General features: G+C 55.1%; 25 protein-coding genes. 18 read left to right on the top strand and 7 right to left on the bottom strand.

Going from position 1 to position 25,412, the window contains the following annotated elements; genetic code table 11:
- Window positions 1-911: 911 nt before the first annotated feature.
- The 10 genes from LAO76_06250 to hutH all read left to right on the top strand — a co-directional run bounded on the left by LAO76_06250 (window position 912) and on the right by hutH (window position 10,211).
- Window positions 912-1,634, top strand: a complete 723-nt coding sequence (locus LAO76_06250) for a transposase (GenBank protein ID MBZ5490514.1) — start codon at window positions 912-914, stop codon at window positions 1,632-1,634.
- A 71-nt stretch (window positions 1,635-1,705) separates the two neighbouring features.
- On the top strand, window positions 1,706-2,428 hold the full coding sequence (locus tag LAO76_06255) for an enoyl-CoA hydratase/isomerase family protein (protein MBZ5490515.1): 723 nt from the start codon (window positions 1,706-1,708) through the stop codon (window positions 2,426-2,428).
- Entirely contained in the window at window positions 2,429-2,698 is a 270-nt protein-coding gene (locus LAO76_06260; protein ID MBZ5490516.1) for a hypothetical protein, read from the top strand. It begins immediately after the preceding gene.
- 243 nt (window positions 2,699-2,941) lie between these two features.
- A complete protein-coding gene (locus LAO76_06265; GenBank protein MBZ5490517.1) occupies window positions 2,942-4,624 on the top strand; it encodes an acyl-CoA carboxylase subunit beta in 1,683 nt (560 codons plus the stop codon).
- Between the two features lie 133 nt (window positions 4,625-4,757).
- Complete coding sequence (locus LAO76_06270; GenBank protein MBZ5490518.1) at window positions 4,758-5,627, top strand: hydroxymethylglutaryl-CoA lyase; 870 nt, start codon at window positions 4,758-4,760, stop codon at window positions 5,625-5,627.
- Window positions 5,628-5,676: 49 nt separating this feature from the next.
- Window positions 5,677-6,819, top strand: coding sequence for a sulfite oxidase (locus tag LAO76_06275; protein ID MBZ5490519.1), 1,143 nt, complete (start codon window positions 5,677-5,679; stop codon window positions 6,817-6,819).
- Window positions 6,820-6,936: 117 nt separating this feature from the next.
- On the top strand, window positions 6,937-7,488 hold the full coding sequence (locus LAO76_06280; GenBank protein MBZ5490520.1) for a hypothetical protein: 552 nt from the start codon (window positions 6,937-6,939) through the stop codon (window positions 7,486-7,488).
- Complete coding sequence (locus LAO76_06285) at window positions 7,469-8,272, top strand: enoyl-CoA hydratase/isomerase family protein (protein ID MBZ5490521.1); 804 nt, start codon at window positions 7,469-7,471, stop codon at window positions 8,270-8,272. The genes LAO76_06280 and LAO76_06285 overlap by 20 nt, the downstream gene beginning before the upstream one ends.
- A gap of 65 nt (window positions 8,273-8,337) precedes the next feature.
- Window positions 8,338-8,703, top strand: coding sequence for an acyl-CoA thioesterase (locus tag LAO76_06290; protein ID MBZ5490522.1), 366 nt, complete (start codon window positions 8,338-8,340; stop codon window positions 8,701-8,703).
- A complete protein-coding gene (gene hutH / locus LAO76_06295) occupies window positions 8,700-10,211 on the top strand; it encodes a histidine ammonia-lyase (GenBank protein MBZ5490523.1) in 1,512 nt (503 codons plus the stop codon). Before LAO76_06290 ends, hutH begins: the two co-directional genes overlap by 4 nt.
- Window positions 10,212-10,255: 44 nt before the next feature.
- On the opposite strand, the gene LAO76_06300 is transcribed toward hutH, so the two are convergent.
- The gene (locus tag LAO76_06300) at window positions 10,256-10,639 is read right to left on the bottom strand and encodes a tautomerase family protein (GenBank protein ID MBZ5490524.1); all 384 of its coding nucleotides are present in this window, start codon (window positions 10,637-10,639) and stop codon (window positions 10,256-10,258) included.
- A gap of 208 nt (window positions 10,640-10,847) precedes the next feature.
- Here LAO76_06300 and LAO76_06305 point away from each other — a divergent pair, with 208 nt between their 5' ends.
- Together LAO76_06305 and LAO76_06310 are read left to right on the top strand one after the other, a co-directional pair.
- Window positions 10,848-13,280, top strand: coding sequence for an ABC transporter permease (locus LAO76_06305; GenBank protein MBZ5490525.1), 2,433 nt, complete (start codon window positions 10,848-10,850; stop codon window positions 13,278-13,280).
- 69 nt (window positions 13,281-13,349) lie between these two features.
- The gene (locus tag LAO76_06310) at window positions 13,350-14,303 is read left to right on the top strand and encodes a VWA domain-containing protein (GenBank protein ID MBZ5490526.1); all 954 of its coding nucleotides are present in this window, start codon (window positions 13,350-13,352) and stop codon (window positions 14,301-14,303) included.
- A gap of 74 nt (window positions 14,304-14,377) precedes the next feature.
- Here LAO76_06310 and LAO76_06315 read toward each other — a convergent pair whose 3' ends face one another.
- Window positions 14,378-15,856 (bottom strand): phosphoesterase, encoded by a 1,479-nt coding sequence (locus LAO76_06315; protein MBZ5490527.1) that lies wholly within the window; start codon window positions 15,854-15,856, stop codon window positions 14,378-14,380.
- Window positions 15,857-16,093: 237 nt separating this feature from the next.
- Between LAO76_06315 and LAO76_06320 the strand changes: the two genes are divergently transcribed.
- Window positions 16,094-17,542: a class I SAM-dependent methyltransferase gene (locus tag LAO76_06320; protein MBZ5490528.1), complete on the top strand. Its 1,449-nt coding sequence runs from the start codon at window positions 16,094-16,096 to the stop codon at window positions 17,540-17,542.
- 280 nt (window positions 17,543-17,822) lie between these two features.
- Here LAO76_06320 and LAO76_06325 read toward each other — a convergent pair whose 3' ends face one another.
- Window positions 17,823-18,416: an HDIG domain-containing protein gene (locus LAO76_06325; GenBank protein MBZ5490529.1), complete on the bottom strand. Its 594-nt coding sequence runs from the start codon at window positions 18,414-18,416 to the stop codon at window positions 17,823-17,825.
- Window positions 18,417-18,611: 195 nt separating this feature from the next.
- On the opposite strand from LAO76_06325, the gene LAO76_06330 reads away from it, so the two are divergent.
- From LAO76_06330 to LAO76_06340, 3 genes are all read left to right on the top strand, one after another.
- Complete coding sequence (locus tag LAO76_06330) at window positions 18,612-19,151, top strand: helix-turn-helix domain-containing protein (GenBank protein MBZ5490530.1); 540 nt, start codon at window positions 18,612-18,614, stop codon at window positions 19,149-19,151.
- Between the two features lie 377 nt (window positions 19,152-19,528).
- Window positions 19,529-19,648 (top strand): DUF3309 domain-containing protein, encoded by a 120-nt coding sequence (locus tag LAO76_06335; GenBank protein MBZ5490531.1) that lies wholly within the window; start codon window positions 19,529-19,531, stop codon window positions 19,646-19,648.
- The gene (locus tag LAO76_06340; protein ID MBZ5490532.1) at window positions 19,645-20,052 is read left to right on the top strand and encodes a helix-hairpin-helix domain-containing protein; all 408 of its coding nucleotides are present in this window, start codon (window positions 19,645-19,647) and stop codon (window positions 20,050-20,052) included. Before LAO76_06335 ends, LAO76_06340 begins: the two co-directional genes overlap by 4 nt.
- A gap of 141 nt (window positions 20,053-20,193) precedes the next feature.
- Here the strand turns inward: LAO76_06340 and LAO76_06345 are convergent, their stop codons facing one another.
- The 4 genes from LAO76_06345 to LAO76_06360 form a co-directional block, all read right to left on the bottom strand.
- Window positions 20,194-20,721 (bottom strand): carboxymuconolactone decarboxylase family protein, encoded by a 528-nt coding sequence (locus LAO76_06345; GenBank protein ID MBZ5490533.1) that lies wholly within the window; start codon window positions 20,719-20,721, stop codon window positions 20,194-20,196.
- Window positions 20,722-20,771: 50 nt separating this feature from the next.
- A complete protein-coding gene (locus tag LAO76_06350; protein MBZ5490534.1) occupies window positions 20,772-21,119 on the bottom strand; it encodes an STAS domain-containing protein in 348 nt (115 codons plus the stop codon).
- Window positions 21,116-21,562 carry an ATP-binding protein gene (locus tag LAO76_06355; GenBank protein MBZ5490535.1) on the bottom strand — a complete coding sequence of 149 codons (447 nt, stop codon included), beginning with the start codon at window positions 21,560-21,562 and terminating at the stop codon, window positions 21,116-21,118. The genes LAO76_06350 and LAO76_06355 overlap by 4 nt, the downstream gene beginning before the upstream one ends.
- Before the next feature lie 129 nt (window positions 21,563-21,691).
- Window positions 21,692-22,678 carry a SpoIIE family protein phosphatase gene (locus tag LAO76_06360; GenBank protein MBZ5490536.1) on the bottom strand — a complete coding sequence of 329 codons (987 nt, stop codon included), beginning with the start codon at window positions 22,676-22,678 and terminating at the stop codon, window positions 21,692-21,694.
- A 257-nt stretch (window positions 22,679-22,935) separates the two neighbouring features.
- Here LAO76_06360 and LAO76_06365 point away from each other — a divergent pair, with 257 nt between their 5' ends.
- Together LAO76_06365 and LAO76_06370 are read left to right on the top strand one after the other, a co-directional pair.
- Window positions 22,936-24,183 (top strand): CBS domain-containing protein, encoded by a 1,248-nt coding sequence (locus LAO76_06365; GenBank protein ID MBZ5490537.1) that lies wholly within the window; start codon window positions 22,936-22,938, stop codon window positions 24,181-24,183.
- 57 nt (window positions 24,184-24,240) lie between these two features.
- A complete protein-coding gene (locus LAO76_06370; protein ID MBZ5490538.1) occupies window positions 24,241-25,107 on the top strand; it encodes a hypothetical protein in 867 nt (288 codons plus the stop codon).
- Window positions 25,108-25,412: the final 305 nt, after the last annotated feature.

Consider the following 25,412-nt stretch of genomic DNA (forward strand, 5'->3'; position numbering starts at 1 on the left):
CGGCAGTCGGGACGTTGAGATCGCGAGGAAGCGAGATGACGCGGTAACAACGATGAGCGAAATTTTCGAGCCGGGCTTTACCAGCTTGTGCTCTTGCCTCCAACCTGCGCTTGCAGGTCACAAGCTTCGCGGCAGGGACGGCAGTAGTAAATGCCGTCTTCGCACAGACGGACTTCATAAAGGCTCTGGCACAGAGCGCAGTACTTGTTGCAGGAGCAGCTTCGCTCCGGCTGGTCGCAGATCATGCACATGAATTCCTTGGCCATGGCGGGAGATTAGCGCGATTTGGGTTTTCCGGCAATGGGCCGATGGTCGATGGCCTTGCGGTAAGCGACGGCGGCGCCGGCTGCGACTGACGAAAAGCACCAGATAGTGGCAAATGCGAAGGCCAGAAGGAAATCCCATAGTTCAGATCAACAAAGGGGACATTTCTAATGAGTTAACGATGGGGACATTTCTAACGAGCTTTGACACCATGCTCTTCTTACTGCTGCATCCGCCGCAGAAAGGGTTTACACTGCGGGATGATGAGCGAGCAACAGCAACCAGACTCTCAGTCGCCAGGGCAAGTTGAGGCGAAGCCCGCCGCCAAGCCCGACCTTTCCAGCTATTGCCCCAATTGCGGTACACAAATGCGCGACTCACGTTGCAAAATGATATGCAGGACCTGCGGCTTCTTTTTGAGCTGCAGCGACTTTTATTGAGAAGCCCAGAACCCTTCACCACGGAGACGCGGAAGGTGTGAAAAAACCCAGGGGTGATCTGAATTGGTGATTGACAACGAGAAGAGAATGATTAGTCTGAGCGCATGAGCGAAGAAAAGAAGAGCGAAGCAGCTCCGTCGCCGTTGGTGAAGGACGTTGATCGTAAGCAGATGTGGTTTCGGACGGTGGAAGTAGACCGCCTGGTGGATGCGGAGCATCCGGATCACCACCGACACGGTGCAGGGTTTGATCGTGGACGTGGAGGCCACGCAGGAGGGCAACGACTTTCAGCAATTAATTCCTGCGGTGGAGCGGGTGGAAGAGCGTTTTGGGAAAGCGCCGGGTCAGGTTCTGGTGGACACTGGGTATATCAGCCGGGAGAACGTGGAGGAAGCGGCGCAACACCAGGTAGACCTGTTGGGGAGCTTGGCCGACAATGCGGCCAAGAAGGGCAACCTGGGGAAGCAGCGTTATGCCAACAGTATGTTTGTGTACGATGCCGAGCAAGACTGCTATGTGTGTCCTGCGGGGAAAATTCTGAGCTACGAGGGGAAACAAAAGAAAGACGGGATGCAGCAATTCAAATACAAGGCCAGGAAGCAGGATTGCCAAAGCTGCCCGCTGAGAGCGCATTGTTGTCCGGAAAATAAAAAGCATGGTCGCTCGGTGACGCGGAGCCAGGAGAGCTCAGCCATGACGGCTTTTCGGGCGAAGATGAAAACGGAAGCGGCGCAGGCGGAGTACTGTAAGCGCGGAAGGATAGCGGAATTCCGTAACTTATGGATCAAGACCAAGCTGGGACTACGACAGTTTCATGTGCGAGGACTGGAGAAAGTTCGGTGTGAAGCGCTCTGGGTCTGTTTGACGCACAATCTGCAGCATCGGATGCACTTGCGTCCTCAACAGACTGCAGCCCTGGTCACGGTGTGAAGAGTGGAGAAACTTTTTGCCACAGACAGGAAGGTTGATTTAGCAGCATGAATGAAAACAAGGAACCCTTAATGAGCACCCACTCCCCTCCAAGCTCCAACACTGTCCCAGCAAACTTCATGTCCTTGCCCCGAGAGTTGTTTCGCAAGGGTTCTCTCACACCTTCGCGGAGGCGCGGTGAAATTCCCGGTCAGATGAGCGACGAACTTTTCCTGCTGAGGCGCGAACGCGAATGTGTCATTCTGCAACTTATTTCGTCCAATGGCACGAACAAGCTGGGGATGGCGCGCATCAGAGCCCTACAGAGCGCCATCGAAAAGTTGAGGACCGAGGCCGAAAGCAGCCACATTAAAGGCCTGATCATCACCGGCAATGACAAATTCTTTTCCGCCGGGGCTGACCTAAATGAACTTTCCCAGCTGACGTCGGCGCAGGCCTTCGAGTTCTCGCGCCGGGGTCAGGCGCTCATGCAGGCCATCGATGAATTTCCGGTTCCTGTGATAGCAGCCATTCGCGGCTACTGCATGGGAGGAGGCATGGATCTGGCGCTGGCCTGCGACTATCGCATCGCCGCGCCGAACGCAGTTTTTGGACATCGTGGCGCAAGCCTGGGCGTGATGACAGGCTGGGGCGGTACTCAGCGCCTGCCGCGGCTGATTGGCAAATCGCGGGCCATGCAGATGTTTCTGCTGGCGGAGATGGTGAAGGCGGATGAAGCGTTGAGGATTGGATTAGTGGATAGGATTAGCAATGAGCCAATGGAAGATGGGCTCCTTAGCGGAGAAATGGAATGAATGGAAATCTTGAAGAAAAAAATATCAATCGAGCTCCCTAAAGGTGAGCTGTTGGTCATTTTTGAATTTCTTGCCAGAAGTTATGATGCATGGAGTGAAGCTGGAAATCGTGACGAGAATACATTTGTGTTGAGCCGGCCCGATGCGGGAGAGCGAATCATTCTTTGGCACCTAGAGGGTGCCATCGAAAGCACGTTGGCGGAAATATTCTCGCCGGAATATAAAGAACTGCTAAAAATTGCCAAAGAAAAAGCAATAGAAAGCGGGTAAATGAGAGACGTAGCATGCTACGTCTCTACGTTGAAGTCATTGATCCATTTGGCCCAATTCAAAACATGGATTTTTCTTCCTGCTTTCAGGTCTCAAGCCTTGAATACTCCGTTTGTTCTTACTCAAACCATTTTTATGATCAGTGAAAATCCGTTTCATCCGTGTCATCAGCGGTAAGGTTTTACTTACGGGTTTGCGCGCTCTTTCTCCCCTCATTTAATCTAAATAGTTTGCCCAACTTCTATGGCCGATCAGATACTCAAGCTCCCCACAAAAATCGACGCTACCTCTACCCGGTTTGAGAAGAACATGCGCGCCATGGCGGAACTGGTGGCCGCTATTCGCAATGAGGAAGAAAAAATCCGCCTCGGCGGCGGCGAAAAGGCCATCGAGTCGCAGCACAGCAAGAAGCGCCTGACCGCGCGTGAGCGCATCAACTTGCTTATCGATCGCGACACCGGGTTCTTTGAACTTGGACTCTACGCCGCTTATGAAATGTATGAAGAGTGGGGCGGCGCGCCTTCAGCCGGCGTGGTCACAGGTCTGGGACGCGTGCATGGACGGCTGTTCATGCTCATCGTGAATGACGCCACGGTGAAAGCGGGAGCGTTCTTCCCCATGACGGCCAAGAAGGTAATCCGGGCGCAGAACATCGCCATTGAAAACCATATTCCCACGATTTATCTGGTCGATTCAGCGGGCGTGTTTTTGCCGCTGCAGGAAGACGTCTTCCCGGACACGGACGACTTTGGCCGAGTCTTCCGCAACAACGCGGTGATGTCCGCCATGGGGATTCCGCAGATTACGGCGATCATGGGCATGTGCGTGGCCGGCGGAGCGTACCTGCCTGTGATGTGCGACACCATATTAATGACTGAAGGCAGCGGGCTCTTTCTGGCCGGGCCGGCGCTGGTGCAAGCGGCGATCGGCGCCAAGTATTCGGCGGAAGAACTGGGCGGAGCAGAAATGCACGCGCAGATCGCGGGCACCATCGACTATCGCGAGCCCAACGACCATATCTGCCTGGAGCGCATACGCTCGGTTGTGAGCAAGCTTGGCCATAAGCCGGGGGCTCCGTTCAACCGCGTGAAGGCCGAACCTGCGGCATACGCGGCGGAAGAAATCTACGGCATCTTTGAAGCCGATGGCATGCGCCCGTATGACATGAAAGAAATTATCGCGCGGATTGTGGACGGCGCGAAGTTCGACGAATACAAAGCCGAGTACGGCAAGACTGTGATTTGCGGGCTGGCACGTATCGGCGGATTTGCCGTGGGCATTGTGGCCAACCAGGCGTCACCAGCGCAGCAGACAGATCCCAGTTCGGGCGCAAAGCGCGTGGAGTTTGGCCGCGTGATCTATACCGAAAGCGCCGAAAAAGCCGCGCGCTTCATCATGGACTGCAACCAGAACTTGGTCCCGCTGATTTTTCTGCATGACGTGAACGGTTTCATGGTGGGCCGCGACGCCGAATGGAGCGGCATCATCAAAGCCGGAGCAAAGATGGTGAATGCCGTGGCCAATTCCGTGGTGCCGAAAATTGCGGTCATCATCGGCGGGTCATTTGGCGCTGGGCACTATGCCATGTGCGGCAAAGCCTATGATCCGCGATTTGTCTTTGCATGGCCTTCTGCCCGTTACGCCGTGATGAGCGGCGCTGCCGCTGCAGGAACGCTGGTGGAAATCAAGATCAAGCAGCTCGAACGCGGGGGCAAAAAGCTGAGCGACGCCGAACGGAAAGAACTATTCGACACGACGAAAGCGACCTACGACCACCAGACCGATCCGCGTTACGGCGCGGCGAGATTGTGGATCGACAAAATTATTGATCCCATGGAGACACGCCAGACGCTGATCACGGCATTGGAAGCGGCGAGCTTAAATCCAGAGGTGAAAGAGTTTAAGGTTGGGGTGTTGCAAACATAGGTTTTGTCTGTAATCCCGAACGGAGTGAGGGAACCCTATAGCAACAAGGAATTATGGGTCGGCGTTTTAAAAGGGAATAGGGGTTTCTCGCTTCGCTCGAAATTTCAGAAAAGAGCGCAAGCTCATGAAGATCATGCCTAACGATATAAAGATCATCGAATGTCCTCGCGATGCCTGGCAAGGCCTCAAGGGCCAGGTTCCTACGACTGTCAAAGTCCAGTACCTGCGCGCACTGATTGGCGCCGGCTTCAAGCACATTGACGCCGTGTCGTTCGTTTCGCCCAAGGCCATTCCGCAGATGGCGGATTCTGAAGCTGTCCTGAAAGAACTTGATCCGCCGGATGACGTGGAGATCATCGGCATTGTGGTGAACCAGAAAGGCGCGGATCGCGCGATTGCCACTGAAGCCGTGCAGACGCTCGGGTTTCCGTATTCCGTCTCGCCAACTTTCCTGGAACGTAATCAGCACCAGACGCTGGAAGCCGCAGCCGATGAACTGGAACAGATCAAGTTGAAGGCCGACGCGGCGGGTCTGAACGTTGTAGCGTATATCTCCATGGCGTTCGGCAATCCGTATGGCGATCTGTGGAACGCCGAAGAATTGATTGAAGCCGTGGGCATTCTGGCCGACATGAACATCACACAGATTTCGCTAGCGGATACGGTTGGGCTCTCAACACCGGCTCAGGTCAAAGAACTGATCACGGCTGTGATCAAAGCGTATGACTATCTTGAGATCGGAGCGCACCTGCACAGTACGAAAGCAGGCGCGGCGGACAAAATTATCGCGGCCTATGAAGCGGGCTGTAGGCGATTTGATTCCGCAATTGGTGGGCTGGGTGGCTGCCCGTTTGCCCAGGATGAAATGATTGGCAACATACCGACGGAGATTGCAGTGGAAGCGCTCAAGGATCGCGGCGCAGACGTGCAGCTCAAAAAGCCGCTTGATTCCGTAGCGCAGATGTCGGCGGACATTGCGAAGAAGCACACGGTGGTAATGTGAAGGGCCGCGGGGCGCAAAGTCCCTTATCAGCTGGATGAAAGGAACTGGAATGGAACGATCATTTTCACAGGAGGACAAAACTGCGCAGCCATCAGCAGCTTCACCAGCCCTTCCCGGCAAAGAAGAGATGATTCATCATTCTTCCTCCAGCCTGGAATTGGAAATGCCTGTTGAATTCCTGCAATTGCGAATCACGCCGATTTCACATTTTTTTGTGCGCAATCATCTGGACCAACCCTCAATTTCACCGGGCGCAGAATGGCGATTGACGGTAACCGGCGAGGTAGAGCAGCCAGGCTCTCTGAGTTTTTCTGATTTGACCGGCTTTGCGCCACACTCGATCACGGCAGTACTGGAATGTGCCGGCAATGGGCGGGCCTTTTACCGTCCAGAGACGCCGGGAACGCAATGGCAGCGGGGCGCTGCAGGAAACGCTCATTTCAGCGGCGTGCGTTTACGCGACCTGTTGCTGCGCTTCGGCCTGAAAGTAACCGGCAAGCACGTGATGTTCCGTGGCCTGGAGGAAGCTTCACCCCAGACCCCGCCATTTATCCGCAGCATTCCCATTGAAAAAGCGCTCGATGAAGATACGCTTGTGGCGACTCAGATGAATCATGCGCCATTAACCAAACATCACGGAGCTCCCGCGCGCGCCATCGTTCCAGGATGGATTGGCGCGAACTGGTGCAAATGGCTCACCGAAATCAGAGTCATCGATAAGGAATTTGATGGCGAGTTTATGAAGAATGCATATCGAGTTCCGCGGCAACCCATTTCGCCAGGGACTTCGATCAGACACGATGATACCCGTGCTCTCACAAAGCTAAACACCAAGTCGATCATTGTGGCGCCGGTCAATGGCACAACCGTCAAGGCAGGGACCCTCCGCATTTCCGGCGCCGCCTGGACGAATGATGTTGCAGAAATTACCAGAGTGGACATTTCAACCGATGCTGGAGTCACCTGGAAGGCCGCAGAACTGGAAGGCGATCCTGTCCGCTATGCGTGGCGATTATGGAGTTATACCTGGAAAGACGCGGAGCCGGGGGACCATATCATCATGTCGCAAGCCACAGATAGCCGTGGGAACCGTCAGCCTGAAACAGCAGCGTGGAATCCCGGAGGTTATCTTTATAACGCCATCGATCAGATAAAAATTCATGTGCGGGCGCAAGCGGAAGGAGCGGGCTAGCGTGAGCTACAACACAATCTTATATAGCGAAGCTCAGGGCATCGCCACCATCACGCTGAATTGTGCAGACAAGCGCAATGCCGAAGATGCCGGCCAAAAGAAGCACACGGTGGTGATGTGAAATCAAAGCGAGCCATTCTGATAGTGGCGCTGGCGAGCACGATTGTCCTGGCCGACATGTACCTCTTTGCGGGATACATTCCCGCGCTGGTATGGCATGCGCGGCACGGCAATCACGTGGAGATGAACGGACTCAGGTTCCGAGTGCCGCTCTTGTATGAGGAAGACCATAGCGGTCGGATGAATGAGCTCTCCATCAGTACGCTGGGCGGGCCTTACAAACGCAAATTTGGCTTTGTCACAATCGATTTTCACCGGCAGGCCCCCGCCGGGCCAGATTCGCCGGAAGGAGTAGCACGCCTTGCGAGCTTCGGCCTCAGAAAATCCGCCGGTGCAAGACTGAGACTTGCCAACCGTGAAGGCGTTTGCTTTACCTATGTTGCGATCACTACCGGCGAAGATGCTCCGGCGCCAGCCCAAATTATGGCGGGCAGCATTTCTTGCACATTTGGCAATGACCTTGGCGTCAGATTCAACGGGACACCGAAGGCGGTTCCAGATTTTTATGCCATCATCGCGAGCGCAGAAAATGTCAAAGGAAAACAATAGCGTGCCTTACAACACCGTGCTTTATACCGAATCCCCGGGCATCGCAACCATCACCCTCAATCGCGCGGAGAAACGCAACGCGATTAGTTATGAGTTGATCGACGACCTGATCGCGGCATTGAAGCAGGCTGCGGGCTCGGCGGCGCAGATCGTCATCCTCACCGGCGCGGGCAAAGCATTCTGCTCCGGCATGGACTTGGACAATCTTAAGCAGCTCACCGGACGCACGCACGAGCAGAACATCCAGGATTCGGAAACCATGGCGTCACTGTTCCGGACGCTCTATGATTTTCCCAAACCGACGATTGCCGCCGTGAACGGGCCTGCCATCGCCGGCGGCACAGGCTTGGCGACGCTGTGCGATTTCACGCTGGCTGTCCCTGAAGCGAAGTTTGGTTACACGGAAGTGCGGATCGGTTTTGTTCCGGCGATTGTTTCAAGCTTTCTTATCGCCAACATCGGCGAGAAACGCGCGCGCGATCTGCTGCTTACAGGCCGCATCTTTGGCGCCGAAGAAGCTCTGAAGCTCGGGCTGGTGAATGAAATCGTTGTGCCTGAACAGTTGATGTCGCGCGCGCAGGAGCTGGCCGCGCAATTGCTGGAGAACAGTCCTGCGTCATTGCAGGCCACAAAGAAGCTGCTTTCCAGCTATACTCGCGAGCAACTGGACCGTCAGGTAAAACAAGCGGTGCAGGGCAACGCCGGCATACGGCAGACCGCCGACTTTAAAGAAGGCATCACAGCATTTCTGGAGAAACGCAAACCCACTTGGACAGGAAAATAGAAGACGGCAAGCGAGAGATCGTCGGCGAGACCAAGCTGCGCGTGCGCTATGCCGAGACCGACAAGATGGGCGTGGTGTATCACTCTAATTTCGTCATATGGTTTGAGGTGGGGCGAGTGGAACTGCTGCGGCAGCTTGGTTTTCAATACAGCGAGATGGAAGCAGAAGACAACTGCCACATTCCGGTGGTCGATCTGCGCGTCCGCTACAAAGCCCCGGCCTTATATGATGATGAGATCGTGGTGCGCACGCAGATTAAGAATGTGCGTTCGTCACTGCTGCACTTCAGCTATGAAATCTTTCGCGAGGCCGACCGCACGCTGCTGGCTACGGGTGAGACCATGCACATTATCGTAAACAACAAGCTGGAACGCACGGCGCTGCCGGAAAAATATATGCAGGCTTTCAACGGGACCAGGAAAAATCCATGAGCGCTCTTCAAATTAGCGGAAACGATCTTTCACTCGACGAGCTGCGTGAAGTGGTCTATGAGCAGCGTCCGGTAGAGCTGGCGGATGGCGCTCGCACAAAAGTTGTGGCCGCGCGCGAAGTGGTGGAGAAACTGCTGCGAGAAAACCGCGTGGCCTATGCCATCAACACAGGTGTGGGCAAGCTGAGCGACGTGCACATTGAGCCGGCACAAAACCGCCAGCTCCAGGTGAACCTGATACGCTCGCACTCAGCGGGCGTGGGCGAGCCGCTCAGCCAGGAAGAGACGCGCGCCATGATGCTGCTGCGCGCCAACTCGCTGGCCAAAGGATTTTCTGGCGTGCGTCCGGAAGTGATGGAGCTGATCTGCGCCATGCTGAATAAAGGCGTGCATCCGGTGGTACCGTCACAGGGAAGCGTGGGCGCAAGCGGCGACCTTGCTCCGCTGGCGCACCTGGCGCTGGCGATGATCGGCGAAGGCCAGGTTTGGGCTGAGAACACGCGCACCAGCAGCGCTGGAGCTTTGCAGCGCGCCGCGATCAAGCCGTTGGTTCCGGAGGCAAAGGAAGCTATCTCTCTCATCAACGGAACGCAGGCCATGCTGGCGGTGGGGACGCTCTCACTACTTGCGGCTGAGACGCTTGCCGAAAGCGCCGATGTACTCGGTGCAATGTCACTCGATGCATTGCATGGGACTGACGTCGCGTTTGATGCGCGCATCCATGATGCGCGTCCGCATTCCGGGCAGACACAAGTCGCGGCCAATTTACGGCGACTACTCAAAGAAAGTGAGATTCGCGAGTCGCACAAAGACTGCGGACGAGTGCAGGACGCGTATTCATTGCGCTGCATTCCACAAGTTCACGGCGCGGTGCGGGATACGCTGGCATTCTGCAGGCGGACGTTTGAAATCGAGATGAATTCGGCGGTGGATAACCCGCTGGTGTTTGTGAAAGGCCACGGCGAAGGCGACATCATCTCCGGCGGAAATTTTCACGGTCAGCCATTGGCCTTTGCGCTGGACTATCTGGCAATCGCTCTGAGCGCGCTGGCGGGAATTTCTGAGCGACGCATTGAGCGTCTTGTGAATCCTGCATTGAATGAAGGCTTGCCGCCATTTTTGGCGCCCGATGCCGGTATCAATTCCGGCTTCATGATGCCGCAGGTGACGGCCGCGGCGCTGGCCAGTGAGAATAAAGGGCTGGCGCATCCGGCTTCGGTGGATTCGATCACGACGTCGGGCAACAAGGAAGATTACGTCTCCATGGGCATGGCGGCGGCGATCAAGTTGAAGCGCGTGATTGCGAACACGACGAACGTGCTGGCGATTGAAGCTTGCGCGGCGGCGCAGGCGCTGGATTTTCTGTCGCCGCTTAAGAGCAGCCAGCCGTTGCAAAAAGCGCATGCTGCCATCCGCAAGGTGAGCCCAAAGATCGAGCATGACCGCGTGTTTGCTGAGGATTTTGCGAAGCTGGCGGAGTTGATCCGCGCGGGCGCATTAATAAAATAATTTTTTACGCGAACGCGGACTCAGGAAACCGCGGAGAATGCCCATCAAGTTGCGTACTGCGCTTCGCCGTTGCCAAAAGACCAGTTCTCTTTCGCCGTTTCTACCAGATTGATAAAGACATCTTCTTTGCGCAAGCCTGCTTCCTGATGGAGCAGATCCGCGATCCGCCGATAGAGCGACTTCCTGACTTCCAGCGTGCGGCCTGCGCTCAGCGTGATCTGAATGATGACCAAGTCATCTGTGCGATGGATCTTCAGATATTCCGGATCGTAAATAAAATCTGCGGGACTATGTTCAGTGATGATGTGGAAGCGGTCCTGCGCGGGGATGGCAATCGTCTCAACCAGCGCGCGATGAACAGCATCAGAGACTTTTCGCTTGTGCGACTCAGGCTTGCCCGCAATCAAAGAAATTCGAACCAGCGGCATGTAATCTCCTGTAAAGATCTATCCAATGGATTCACTGAGAGAGAAAAGGATGCAGTCTGGCGCGGCCCTCAGGCGTTTTATCCCAACAACTTCGGCAAAACGTATCCGTCGCTCCCGCGTCTAAATCTTCAAGCTGGGAACCTTTTCCACGATCGCCAGTATTCTCCAAAAGCCGTGTCTCTACATTTCCGGATCAGGAGCTTGAACCATGATGGAAACAATCCTGCAGGACCTGCGTTACGAATTGCGCGCATTGCTCAAGTCGCCGCGATTCACCTCCATCGCTCTTATCACTCTGGTGCTGGGCATTGCCGCTAACGTAGCAATCTTTACTTTTGTCGATGCGGCATTGCTTCGCCCGCTGCCATACCGTGATGCGTCGCGGCTGATGGAGGTCTACGACACGCGGACGGCAGAAGTGTTCACGCAGTTTGAAGCTTCTTATCCTGACTATCTTGACTGGCGTGAGCAGCAAAAGGTATTTGACGGCCTCGCGGGCTACGGACAAAACCAGGTCTTGCTGCGCGGCGCAGGCGCTCCGGAATTGCTGCCTTCCGCGGTGGCGACGGACAATTTTTTCCAGACCATTGGAGTGCATCCTATTATTGGGCGCGACTTCCGCGCCGGTGAAGACCAGGCCTCCGCGCCGCGATTGGCGATACTCAGTTATGGCTGGTGGCAGCGGCATTTTGGCGGCAAAGATGTCATCGGCCAAGCGCTCAACATTGACGATGAGCCTACAACCATTATTGGCGTCTTGCCGGTGGATTTTCATTTTGCTCCTGTCGGCGATCCTGATGTGTGGCTCACGCTTCACGCCAGCGGCCCCTTGCTGCAGCGTAGAAACCTGCACTGGCTTGACGTTGTCGGCCGTCTGAAACCGGGGATCTCTCGCGAGAGTGCCGCCGCGGCCATGAACCTGATCGCGGAAGGACTGGAAAAACAATATCCGCAATCGAATGACAAACTCCGGACGGCCATTGTGCCGCTGAACGAAGTCATTGTCGGCCAGGTCCGCCCCATCCTGCTGGTATTGCTTGGCGCCGTGGTGCTTTTATTGCTGATTGCCTGCGCCAATGTTGCCAACCTGCTGCTGGCGCGCGCCATGGCTCGTCGAAATGAAATGGCCATTCGCACCGCGCTGGGCGCAAGCCGCGCAAGATTAATCGGCCTGATGCTCACGGAAGGTCTCATCCTCTCATTCACTGGCGCTATCGCCGGAATGGCCGTTGCGTACTGGACCATCAAAGGCTTTGTCGCGATGATCCCTTCTGCCTTGCTGAACAACATGCCTTACCTCAAGCACATGAGCATTGACGCGCGCGTGCTGCTGTTTGCTGTTGCGCTGGCCATCATTACCGGCGTTGTGTTCGCGTTGGCGCCGGCCTTACAGGCAGCCAATCCTGACGTGCAAGCCGCGTTAAAAGACGGCTCGCGGAGTTCGCAGTCAAGTTCATGGCGGCGCTTTGCTTCGGCGCTCGTCGTGGGTGAAGTTGCGCTCGCCATGGTGCTGCTTGCGGGCTCCGGGCTGCTCGTCAAAAGTCTCTATCGGTTGCTCAACGTCAATCCTGGGTTCGATCAACATAACCTGCTGGGCATGGGCGTTGGACTTTCGCAATCGCGCTTTCCCAAAGATCAAGACCAGTTGCAGGCCATGCAAACTTTGCTTGACCGGCTGCGTGCGCTGCCCGGAGTAAAGTCCGTTGGTACCAGCAGCGTGCTGCCGGTATCGAACGGCGGCAACACCAGCAACCTTCGCGTTGTGGGTGTGCCTTCAGCAACGCCGCAGGGCCGTGAAGCCAACAGCCGATCGGTGAATCGAACATATTTCCAAACCCTGGGCGCGGAGCTGGTGCAAGGAAGCTGGTTTACTGATGGCGACAACGCCACCGGCCCGCAGCGCGTGATCGTAAACAAAACGCTGGCTGATCAGTTCATGCCCGGCCTTGATCCGCTCAAGCAGCAGATATGGTTCACGTATTCAGACAAAGAAAAGCCGCGTCAGATCATCGGCGTGGTGCGTGACGTCAAAGAAGGCCCGCTCGATACCCCGGCACGTCCCGCAATCTATACGCCCATGGAAGCAAATGCGCGCCTGTTCTTCGGTCTGCTGGTTCGCACCGAACAAAAGCCAGATGCGCTGTCTGCTGAAATACAAAACACCATCCGCCAGTTTGATCCTGACGTGGTCACGTTCAGCGTCCAGACCATGGATGACCGCATCCAGCGCTCGCCTGCCGCATTTCTCCATCGCTATCCGGCGGTTCTGGCCGGCATGTTTGCGGGCCTTGCGTTGCTGCTAGGGACGATCGGTCTTTACGGGCTGGTCGCATACTCCGTGAGCCAGCGCACGCAGGAAATCGGCATTCGCATGGCCCTGGGCGCGCAACGCGGAAACGTCCTTAACATGGTCCTGGCGCAAGGCGTTCGCTTGATCATTCCGGGCGTGGTGGCCGGCATCGTGGCCGCCATGATCGTTTCATATCTCATGCGCAGCATGCTCTTTGGTATCCACTCATGGGACCCGGCGATCTTTGTCGCCGTAACGGCCATCCTGGCGATTGTGACTCTGGCGGCCAGTTATGTACCCGCTCGCGCCGCAACAAAGGTTGATCCGATGGTGGCGTTAAGGTATGAGTAACTCTGGCCGACGAATAGCCGAATAATCACATTTTGTTTGGTCAAAATTGTGGTGTAAAGTGGCCCTGTTATGCGCCCTGCATTACTTCTGCTGCTTTTGTTCCCGTGCCTGACCGTTGCGCAGGACTGCACGCAGACCGTGCCGGCAATTATGGTCGATGAAACAACCAGGACATTCTTGCCTGGGATTACCGCTGATCGTTTACATGCGCAACTAGGCAGCGCTGTTGTTCCGGTCACCAGCGTTGAGCGTATTCCAGGTTTCCGCGTGCTGATTTTGTTTGATACCAGCGGCAGCATGGAGCAGAAGGACAGTTTGTTCATTCATCAGCATAAAGCTTTGGTTCTGGTAAACAGGACATTGGACGAATTGCTGGACGAGTTGCCCCAGGGTAGCAAAATTGAATATGGCTTATTCAATAATGATGCGGCGTTCGGGCTGGCATTTGCCGCAAATCCGGACGAATTGCGGAAAAGTCTCTCCGATTTAACGGAACAAATGAAGCGCCGCAAAATGAAGCATACCGCGCTCTACGATGCGCTACGTGAAAGCTTGCAGCGGTTTGATTCTCCTCAACCTGGCGATTCAGTCCTGCTCGTGACCGACGGCATGGATAATGAAAGCCGTCTCAGAGCGGGAAAAGTTCAGGAGGAAGCAGCGAGAAAAGGTGTTCGCGTCTTCACCATTCTGATAAAGGACGACAAGCCTGATATTGACGGTTCACGGCTGGTGATACTCGATTTTGCTGAGCGTACCGGTGGTAGCGTTCACGTTATCAACGTGGACGGAAGTGCCTGGGGTGGCGACAAAGAGCCGGAAGCGGAGCGGCTGGAATTGCGACGCTTCTGGAGCAACGAAGTGCTTTCCGGATACTTGCTGCGTTTCAACGTTCCTGCCGGCGCCAGGAACCAGCGCAAATGGCTGCTCAGAGTGGACCGCTTGCCTGGCCAGAAAAGCAGAACATTGGCCGCATATCCCAGCCGTCTCAACGCGTGTCCGGTTGCAACTGCTGCGGCGCACTAGCTTCCAGCCTCAGCAATCCCCTTTATCACCCAATGCGAAACACGCTCTGCTGCAACTTATCCCGACAAAGAGCCTTACTGTCCTGAACCCACGGCGGCGGCACGCGTATACATTGCGTTGTAAATCTCCAGAAGATGGCAGTCCTGCGCTCCCGCAGGAGCGGCGGACGCTATGTTTGGCAATGCTACCGTACCTGGGCCATCGTTCCTGTTTGTCGCATTAAGGGACAACGCGTCGGCCAGGCTGGGAGCGTTCGCATCGCGCTGGGTAAGGTTCGCTGCGCCACTTGAGATATTGAAACACTCAACGATGGTTTTGATGACTGAGGTATGGTCAAACGGCGTTACACCGTTTGTGGTTGAAGTGCCGTTGCCCGGCACGTAAGAAAAACCATTAGGACGCACAATGGAACCGGCCGGAATATAAGGCGAGACCAGGATGGCGGGCACTCTGGGGCCATAGAGGTTAAAACCAAACGTCGACGGATTGCGCAGCACGGTTCCACCGGGCGCCACGGCAGTGGGCGGAATCACGTGATCGTAGCAGCCGCCGTGCTCGTCGTAGGTAATGATCAACAGCGTTCGAGGCCAATAGTACGTGCTGCTGCGCAACAATCCGTAAATGGTCGCAACCAGAAGTTCGCCGTTCAGCACGTTGTAAGGCGGATGGTTGTCGTTGGGCTGCAGATTATCAGCCCCAACGTTGTAACGCGGCTCAATGAACGAATATTTGGGCAGCTTTTGGTTTGCTACGTCGTCCGCGAACGTGGGGAGTTTTGAATCCTGGCCATAGTCGAGGGTATCGAAGTTGCAGACCATGTGCTGCGATGAAGAGGCGGACATCAAAACGTATTTGATCAACGTAGCAATGGCAAAGTCATGGAAGTAAACCTTCCAGTTGCTTGCGTTGTAGCCTCCGGCTCCATCCAGCAGCTCAAAGATGCTGGGAATATCAGGCCATAGTTCAAAGTTGCATGGATAATCCACGTCATTCACGTAGCCGCCAGACGTGGCGCAATTCAGGAAGAAGCGGTTCGGATAAGTCTGAGTAGGACACGAACCAAACCATGCATCGGACACGCCAAACGATTTGGCCAGCAGGGAAGTCACCGGGAGCTGCGACGGCTTGAAATAAAACATGATGTCCCCCGGAGATGCACCGGCCCGCGGAAGCGCCGGCCATGAGGGGGCTACAAGGCATTGCTTGGTGGTTGGTATTCCTGGATATTGTTGCGAAGTCGCCATCCAATCGTTCACAAACCCTGCCATGTTTGGCGTAGCGCCGGTCGCGGGATTGGTGGTGTTGAAGATCTGGAGATTCATGTCCGCGAACGATTCGCCGGGATCAGGGGTCGGCGTGGTGAAAGGATCGCCGCTTGAAGTGTTTGTGACTGGATATTTGACGCCGTTGTAGGTGTTGTACATGCTTCCATCCAGCTTCAATCCTTCAAATTGTGAGCTGTTGGGATAGAGCGTTCCCAGCATCTGGTCAAATGACCGGTTTTCCAGCATTACCACCACTATGTTTTCAATGAGATTCAGTGAATTGCCCATGGCATGCATCCTTGCGGCGTTGACGTATTTTTTGGTCGGAAACAGTAACTATACGCCGCTGCCAGGATTGTGCGCGGGGCATGGCCGAATCCGTCCGTCGCAAAAATTAAAATCGCGAAGCACAGTGAGGGAACAGATCACAAGCCCAGAAGCACGGACCCCGCCATGATAACCTCACATATTTGTACGGTTCATCGGCGTTTGTTCTGCCCATGTTTTGAGAACACGATTCGAATTATGCAATATACGGAACAACAAAAATTTCTGACGTCCAGCCGCATTTGGGGAGCGGGCCTGATTCTGGTCTTGTTTGTAGCAGTGGGAACGTGCGTTCTGATCGGGAAAATCTCTGGTCTTGTGCATCTCGCGCTTTATGCCGCGCTCACCTGGGCCCTGGCGGTCTTTATTTATTACACGCCGGACTATCTGCATTTGACTGTGGATCCCCGGAAACGATCGCGCTGGGCTGTGAAGATTCGCTGGAGAATCATCGCAGCCGCCTTGATCATCGGTGGACTGCTGGCCTCAAATATCCGCGAGAGAGCGTGCGTGGCGATGGCCATCGTCTGGCTCCTGGCTCTCAATCTGTTTGGCCGGAGAGTGCCCAAGCGTTTTGTGCCGCTTTATTTTTGGCTGGGTGATATTGCGCTGTTCGCCGCTTTGCTCTTTTTTGTGCATATCGATCTGTTGCTCGCTGCTCTGCTGCTCGCGGCAGCCGCGCACCTCGCCATCGTTGTAGCGGATACGCCGGCGTCGTTCTGGATAGTCGTGGTCAGCGGCGTGAGCCTGCTTCTGGTTTGCATGGCGGCGTGGCGGCAAAATGTCGGTACAACTTTCGCCGCGGCACTGATCTGTCTGCTGCTGGTAGCGTCTGGAGCGACAGCTTATCTGGTCCATCGCGCGGAAAAGCGCAATGCGGAAAACATCGAAGTTTCCGTCCGCGACCTCAACGCATTTACCGGCTATCCTAAAGAACGCATTCTGCAGTTGTGGGCCGTAAGCAATCAGGAACTGGCAAAAAACTGGCAACAGGCTGCCATTGCTCCCGATGACCAGGAACGCCTGAAAGAGTGGTACCGGCAAAACTCTGAGCTATATCTGTTCGCGCTCTCCGGCTATAACCTTGAGTACAAGCGCATCCGCTCGAACTTGAATATGCTCCGGCGCGCACGCGGATCGTGTCTCGATTACGGGGCCGGCAACGGTGAGCTTTTGCTGGAAGTCGCCCGCACAGATCGTGCCGTTTATTACGACGTGGAAGGCGAAACCATGCGGTTTGCCCAAGCGCGGGCCGCGCAACGCAATCTGGCCATGGAATTTTTTCATACCAGGGAAGAACTGGCTGCCGCGGGAGAGAAGCGCGGATTTGACACCATCTTCGCTCTCGATGTGCTGGAGCATTTACCTGATCTTCCGGGAGAACTCAACTTCCTGGCTTCTCTGCTGAATCCGGGTGGCTTGCTGGTTTTCGATGTGCCGGCCGGAGCTACAAAGTCGCATCCTATGCACCTCAATCATGACCTTGATGTAGTCGCGCACATGCGGGCCAGAGGCCTCAAGGATGAGCGGAGCCTTTGGCAAAAGTTGCCATTCAAGAAAGAGGAAAAATACTTTTTCCGCGCTCCCAGGGATCCCAAAAGCATGTTGATTGCACTTCAACGCACGGATGAAGTTACTTCAGCCTGACGTTGCATGACGTAATATCTCGAGCATAGCGAGAGATCGCTATAGCAACGAGAACCTATGAACAATCAGCAAAGCTTTGATACGTTTTCCGGCGAATACGTAGCTAGAGTGGTGTCTCTGAAATAACTCGAGAATGCATGTAATAAACAATCATTGTGGACCGCAGCCGCCCTCGGCTGCGCGGAATAATCTTTTGGGCAAGCAAGTATCGGGCCAACTCTTTGTGAAGGTATTTGTGAGACACCACACTAGAGGGTTCGCTCCCCTTCGCAAAGAACGCTCAGGGTCGGGATTTCAAGCCGTTCCCCGCCAGCCCCAACTCCGCGGCAATCCCTTTCATGGCTTCAATGCAGAACGCGATGTGCTCTTCCAGATCGACGCCCAGATCGGCCGCGCCGTTGATAATGTCATCGCGATTCACGCTGCGGGCAAAAGCTTTGTCCTTCATCTTCTTGCGGACGGACTTGGCCTCGACTTCGGCGAGCGACTTGTTTGGCTTGACCAGCGCTGAAGCAGTGATGAAGCCGGAGACTTCATCGCACGCATAGAGCGTTTTCTCCATCCGGCTTTCACGCTTCACGCCGCTGTAGTCGGCATGGGAGAGAATCGCGCGGCGCACTTCTTCCGGATAGCCGCGCTCTTCCAGAATCTTGCTGCCCACAAACGGATGCTCCGCCGGCGTGGGATATTTTTCATAATCAAAATCATGCAGCAGGCCGATAATGCCCCATTTATTTTCGTCCTCGCCAAATTTGCGGGCATAGGCGCGCATGCATGCTTCCACGGCCAGCATGTGCTTGCGCAGGCTTTCTGACTGGGTGTATTCGCAAAGCAGGCTCCAGGCCTGGCTTCGATCCAGAGAGGTTCCATCCATTTGATCCATTGTTTTATCCTGTGTTTATACCTGTTTTCTCTATTTATTCACCAATTTTTTACCACTAATTCAGGTTTTTACCTAAATTTCTTATTGACAATTGTGAGTTGATGCCTGAGACTACGGGAGTTACAGGAAACCCCGAGGTAAAGGTTTTTTGGAGAAACTGCCCGCTCTGGCAACTCCGAAACATCCATGGCAACAGCATTGGCGCCGGTCGATTCCCGGGAAGTTGTACGTTGTGACCATTGTCATTTAGTCCAATTCAGGACCAACAACAATCTTTGCAGAAAATGCCGTACCTCGCTGGACGAGGATGAGCCCGAGCCGATCCTTGAGGTCCAGGCGCCGGTGGAACCGCCGTCAAACGGACATCATTCCCATCTTCAAGTGGCGTCAGCCATCCGTATGCTAAGGCAAAAGTCCGGATTGAGCCAGCGCCAGCTTGCCTTGCGCATGGCGGTGCCGCGCACATACGTATCAAAGATCGAAAATGAAAAAGCCATGCCCACGCTGTCGTCCCTGCAGCGGCTGGCGACGGCCCTGGAAGTTTCCATGGCCGATCTGCTCAAAGGCTCCAGCCGGTCGCTGGAAGATGACATTGCCGACCTGATGCATGACGAGTTTATTGCCGAAATCATTCAATGCCTGGACAAGCTGGATTCCATGCAGCGCTCCAGCCTGCTGGCGCAGGTGCGCGACTTGAGTATTCGTCCACGCCGCAGCGCGTCGTAAACGCTTTCTCCTAAAAATGACTGAGGCTCAGCCGGGGACATGTTCTCCGGCTGATTTTTATGCATAAGCACTCAGCGATCAGTAATCAGCACTCAGCCAAACTTTCTACCGCAGAGGACGCAAAGCACGCAAAGCTTCTTGTTATCTCGCTTTACCGAGTCACACTTTTTGACCGATGCACCTGCATAATATGCACTCGTTTGCTTTCCTTCGCGCACTTGGCGTACTTTGCGGTGAAATTTTTGTTGGCTGAATGCTGAGCGCTGATTGCTGAATGCTTCTTCCCAGCCAACTCCCACCAGCTTCTCACACTCCAACATAACGTAGCGTTGGAAGGGGGCTTTTTGATCACGATCCTGATCGTTATTCTGGTGTTGATGTTGATCGGTGCGCTGCCCTCATGGCCGCACAGCCGCAACTGGGGCTATCGTCCGGTCGGCGGACTGGGATTGATCCTGATCATCGTTCTGATCCTTGCCTTGATGGGATACTTATGAAAACCCTTCTTGCCGCCGCGCTCACTCTTTCTCTTCTGCTGATCTCAGCCTGTTCCAACCAGGACACGGAGAAAACCAAGCAGGAAGCCGCTAAAGCGACAGAGCAAATTAAAGAGGGAAGCAAGGTTGCGGCCGTTGAGTTGAAGAAAGACGCCAAGCAGGCTGCCGTACAGGGCAAAGCCATCGCAGAAGGCGTGAAGCAGGGGCTGGCCACGCCAGACAAGCCGGTAAACGTAAACACCGCCTCCAGGACCAAGCTGCAAACTCTTCCCGGCGTCGACGAAGAAACTGCCGGCCGTATTATCAAGGGCCGCCCATATCACACCACAGACGAAGTAGGAACCAAGGGCGTGATCTCACCCGAGCAGTTCAACGCCATCAAAGACAAGATTGTGGTTCATTGATTATCTCTCGAGCGGAGCGAGAGATCGCTATTGCTTGGAAGCTGATTGATCAGACTTAAGTTCGCAGCAAGAGACTGATTGCGGGGATTTCTGAATCCTTCTTGCTGATAGGACCCCCTCGCTGCGCTCGGGGTAAGAAACCTATTTCGTCGGCTCCATCGTCAACGCATCATTAAACCGATTGAAATAGTTAAACAGCCCGATCGCGGCCAGCAACTCGATAATCTCGCCTTCATCAAAGTGCCGGCGTAGTTCGCCGAAGAACTGATCGTCGACGGTGTGCGCGTCGCGAGTCACGCGTTCCGCCAGCCGCAGCGCGGCCTTTTCTTTATCCGTGAAATCAGAGCGCTTTTCAAAGTTGGCCAGGTCGTTGATCTGGTCGTCTGTCCAGCCGTGCCGTCTTGCCAAGACGGTGTGTGACGCCAGTCAATACTCACAACGATTGATCTGCGTCGTCCGGACAATCACCAGCTCTTTTAGCTTAATGGGAACGGTGCCGGTTTCCATCACGGCCCGGAAGTGCGCCACCATGGTCCGCATGATTTCCGGCCGGTGCGCCACGGTGCGGAACATGTTGGGAATGTTGCCGCGCACTTTCATGAAGTGGTCGTAAACCTCAGCGACCTCAGGCGAAGCTGCTGCGCGATCAATGCGTGAGATTCTTGGCATGTGGGTACCCTGGGCAGGCGAGCGCGAACTCGCCTGCCGCAAATGGAAGGTTATTTGCCGAAGGCTTTAATTGCTGTCGCTTCGTCGTCTTTGATATCAAAGACGGTATAGAGCTTGGTGATTTGTAACAGGTCGTGGACTTTCTTAGTGAGGTTGAGCAGCTTCAGTTCGCCGCCTTCACGGCGCACAGCGGTAAACGCGCTCACCAGTTCGCCGATGCCGGAGCTGTCAATATATGTAACGTCGCCCAGGTTAAGCAGGATTTTTTTGTTGCCTTTGCCGATCAGGTCGCGAATGGTGTCACGCAAAACCACGCTGCCCTCACCCAAAGTGATGCGGCCGCTCATATCCACGACTGCGACGCCGTCCACTTGCCGATTGGTTGCTTTCATGCTCACTGTGCTTCCTCCTCCTTGGCATTCGCCGCGTTGCGGCCGGTATGCTTGATAAGTGTTACTTCCGTCCCTGGATTCGTGTTCCGGATCTTTACCTCATCCATGAATGCGCGAATCAGAAAAATTCCCCGCCCTGAGCCCTTCATCAGGTTTTCCGGTGCCAGTGGGTCCGGTAGCGATTCCGGGTCCAGACCTTTGCCTTGGTCGGTAATGGTAATCACCAGCGAATCGCCGGTGGTTTCATACGCAACCACAAACCTTTTTCCCGGATCATAAGCATTGCCGTGCAGCACCGCGTTTACTGCCGCTTCTCGCACGGCCATGGCCACCTGATATTGCTCGTCTTCACCCAATCCCGCGCCGGCGGCCACCTCTGTAGCTTTTTGTTCAACCTGATTAACGCTTTCCAAGGTTGACTCAAGCGTGTATGAGACCCGGTTTGTCATGGGACGATTCACTAGGTGTTGTTTTAAAGACGATCCTGAGCGAACGGCTAATAGGGCGAAGCACTTAGTGTGCCTATGCGGGCAGGGGATTGTCAAACAGTAGACTGCCGGTTAATCGTTTTGTGCAGCTTACGCGGTCGGCGCGAACTGCAGCACCATCAGCGCCTGATCGTCCAACCGAGGCGAGCCGGAGCGGAAGTTCAAAACCTCTTTCAGGCATTTATCCACCAGCTCACGCGACGGCATTTGATGGCACGCGCCCAGCAGCTTTGCCAGCGATGCGCTGCCGAACTCCGCGCCGTCAGGGCTTTCAGACTCTGAAATGCCGTCTGTATAAATGACCAGGCTATCGCCCGGAGCAGTGCGAAGCGTAGTGCTTGTGAACTTCTGGTCACAGAAAAGCCCAATCGGGACTGTGGCGGCTTCAATCGACGCAACGCCGTGCCCGCCCACATGAAACGGCGCCGGATGGCCGCCATTGCATATCTCCACGTTGCCAAACTCATCTGCCCGTCCCACGATCAGAGTGGCATACTGCGTGGGCAGAGTGCTTTCACAGAAAAGCCGGTTGGCGCGTTCGACCAATTGTTCCAAGGGCAGACCGGTGGGAATCAGCACGCGGAACAGCGCATGCAAGTTTGACATGAGCATGGCCGCTGCCACGCCTTTGCCGGAAACGTCGCCTACCATGAAATAAAGATCTTTGCCGTGTTGCACCAGGTCACAATAATCGCCGCTGACCTGCCCTGCGGGCTCGTAGTGGTAAGCAACTTTCCATCCGGCAGCGCTGAAGTCACGCTTGGGCAACAGCCCAGCCTGGATTCTTGCCGCCAGTAGCAGGTCCTGCTCCAGAGCTCGCTGTTCTGTGGGATTCAGGCAGTCCAGGCAGAGCTGCGTCAAAGGATCGGCAAACAGGCGTTCCGGCTCTACGGTCCCGGCGCAATGTTCGCAGACGCCGTAACTGCCGTGGTCCACGCGTTCCAGCGCATGGTCAACCTGCTCCAGCAGGTGCAGAAGGTTAGCGGTCTGGGTTTTGGCCACTGCGGATTCCAGTTTTTGCCGCCGGACCATCAACTGGTCGCGCAGCATATGCATGTCTGTAACCTGGATTGCCATGGGGGAAAAACTCCTTCCTGTAACAGATCATTTAGTCGGTGCGGCGATTCAGATTTTTCAGCCTGAACCGCCAGCCGTTTCTTTCCTTGGGTGCATCATATGGCCGACCGACGGAGAAATCTATCCGGCTCTTGCTCTGAAATTCTTGTTCTAAAAATATGCTCTGAAAAATGATGTCCTGAAAAATAGTTGTTGCAAATGTGCTTAGCTCTGGTCAGGGCCCACCACATTGGGTATTCTGCAAGTTAGGAAAAAATATGCGGGAAGAGATCGCACTTTCGAGCATTCTGGGCGCGTCCGTCTATGACAGCAGCGGCGCGTTTGCCGGACACGTGCGTGAAGTGGCCATCTTTCCCCAGGAAGATCCCAACCGCATTTCTGATTTCATCGTAAAAACCCGAGAAGGCGACCGGCTGCTGCCTTCACGCCAGGTCAAGACCGTGATCGGTTCGGCCATCCAGGTGAACGGCTCAGCCCATGATTGGCAGCCGCTTTCCAGCTCTGAAGGCATGCTGCTGTTGGAGCGCGACTTGCTTGACCAGCAGATTATCGACGTTTCCGGGCGCAAAGTTGTCCGCGTGAATGACGTTGACCTTCGCCGCGAGCAGGTCAATGGCACGCTCAAGCTCAAGGTAGGGCGCGTGGATATTGGCTTGCGCGGGGCTATCCGGCGGCTGCTCAAGGGCCTTGCTCCCAGCCGCGCGATTGAAGCGCTGGCCCTGCGCATGCCGGAAAAGTCCATCCCCTGGGAAGCCGTGGACCTGATTGAAACCGATCCCGCGCGCCGCGTTCGCCTGCGGCTGGCCTATGAGCGGCTTGCGAAACTGCATCCGGCGGACATTGCCGACATTCTGGAAGAGCTGGCCCCGGCCGAGCGTGAATCTGTCTTTGAATCGTTGAATGAAGAAGTGGCCGCTGAAGCGCTGGAAGAGATCGATCCTAAGATGCAGATCGAGCTCATGCGGTCTATTGATTCTGACAAGGCCGCCGACATTGTGGAAGAAATGGACCCCGATGCCGCCGCCGACCTGCTGGGCGATCTGCCCCAGGAGACGTCAGAAGAAATTCTGGAAGAGATGGAGCCGGAAGAGCGGCAGGAGGTTTCAGAGCTGCTGGCCTTCCATGAAAACACCGCCGCCGGCCGCATGACCACCGACTATATCGCTCTTTCAGCCGAGCATACCGTGGGTGACGCCATTGACCGCCTGCGCAGCTTTGAAGGCCCTGTCGAGACTGTGAGCACCATTTATCTGGTTGATTCCCAGGAAAAGCTGGTGGGCTCCGTGCCTCTGGTTTCTCTGGTGCTGGCTTCGGGCGGCACCCGGCTGGGCACCCTCACTCCGGAACATGTGATCTATGTGGAAGCCAGCGCGTCAGAAAAAGACGTGGCGGAAATGTTTGACAAATACAACCTGCTCACGCTGCCCGTAGTAGACGAAGAGCAGCGCCTTACCGGCATCATCACGGCGGATGATGTGATCAGCCTGCTGCGGGACAGGATTTAGGAGTTACTTCTTTTGTATTAGTGCGCCGATCTTAAAAAAGGCCGACCTTCGTCGCTCATGAAAAAACATCTTGCGCTGATTACATACAGCGGCCTTCCCCACGGAGCGGAGAGCGAGCGGTTGATGCTGCCATACTTAGCAGCGGCAGGAGTCGAAACAGAGATTGTTGACTGGAGATCGGCTGCCTGTGATTTCAGCAAGTTTGATCTGATTGTCCTGCGCTCTTGCTGGGATTACCACCTGCGCGACGCCGAATTTACAAAATGGCTCCGGCGTACGGCAAGCAGCGTTCTTGTGCTGAACGATGCGAAGACAGTTTTGTGGAACCGCAATAAGTTCTACCTGGAAGAGTTGGCGACGATGGGGATTCGAATCGCGCCGACAGTCTTCGTAAACGGCAGCGGCCCGATCTCATCATCAGTATGGCAGGAGATGAGGAACTGGAAGAAATCCGTGGTGAAGCCCGCTGTGTCGGCCTCGGCATACAAGACGTGGCTGTTTGATAGCGCGGCAGTCCCTACCGAAAATGAATTGAAGAGCAAAATGGAAGCGCAGCCATTCCTTATCCAGCAGTTCGTTCCCGAGATTGAGACGCAAGGGGAAATTTCATTCAGCTATATCGATGGCGCGTGCAGCCATGCCGTGTTGAAGCGTCCGGCGGCGGGGGATTTTCGTGTCCAGAAAGAGCATGGCGGCAGCGCGGAGTTATTTCATCCTGATTCAAATCTTCTTGCTCAGGCCGACCAAATCGCTGCAACCGTGCCACAGGTGCGCGATTCGCTATATTGCCGGATCGACGTTATCGTCCGCGATAGCAAGCTGGTGCTAATGGAGTTGGAGTTGATAGAGCCAGAGCTGTTTTTAGGACTGGCGGAAGGCGCTGCGGAAAGGTTTGCACGGGCGATTGTGAAGAGAGTGCGATAACTTTGCTTGGACGAAGAACAGCGCCTAACCGGGATCATTCCGAGAAATGACGTAAGAGCTTTTCACCTCCTGGAAAAGGCCTTTCTTTCACCATTTTCTTCACGACGAAGCGTGAAGAATAAAACAGTTTTGTTTGAAAATGCCGGGGCGTTGCGGTCCAGATGGAGCCTATTGTCGAGACCACATTGGGACTGAAAGGATCGGAGGCTAGCGGGGCAATGGGACCCATTCCATGAGTCTTGCTTTGATTTCGGCGTAGTCAGGCAGCCCTGATGGAATAAAGACATGTTTCGCGAACATCGAGC

The organism is Terriglobia bacterium (assembly GCA_020072645.1).
Lineage (GTDB): Bacteria > Acidobacteriota > Terriglobia > Terriglobales > Acidobacteriaceae > Angelobacter.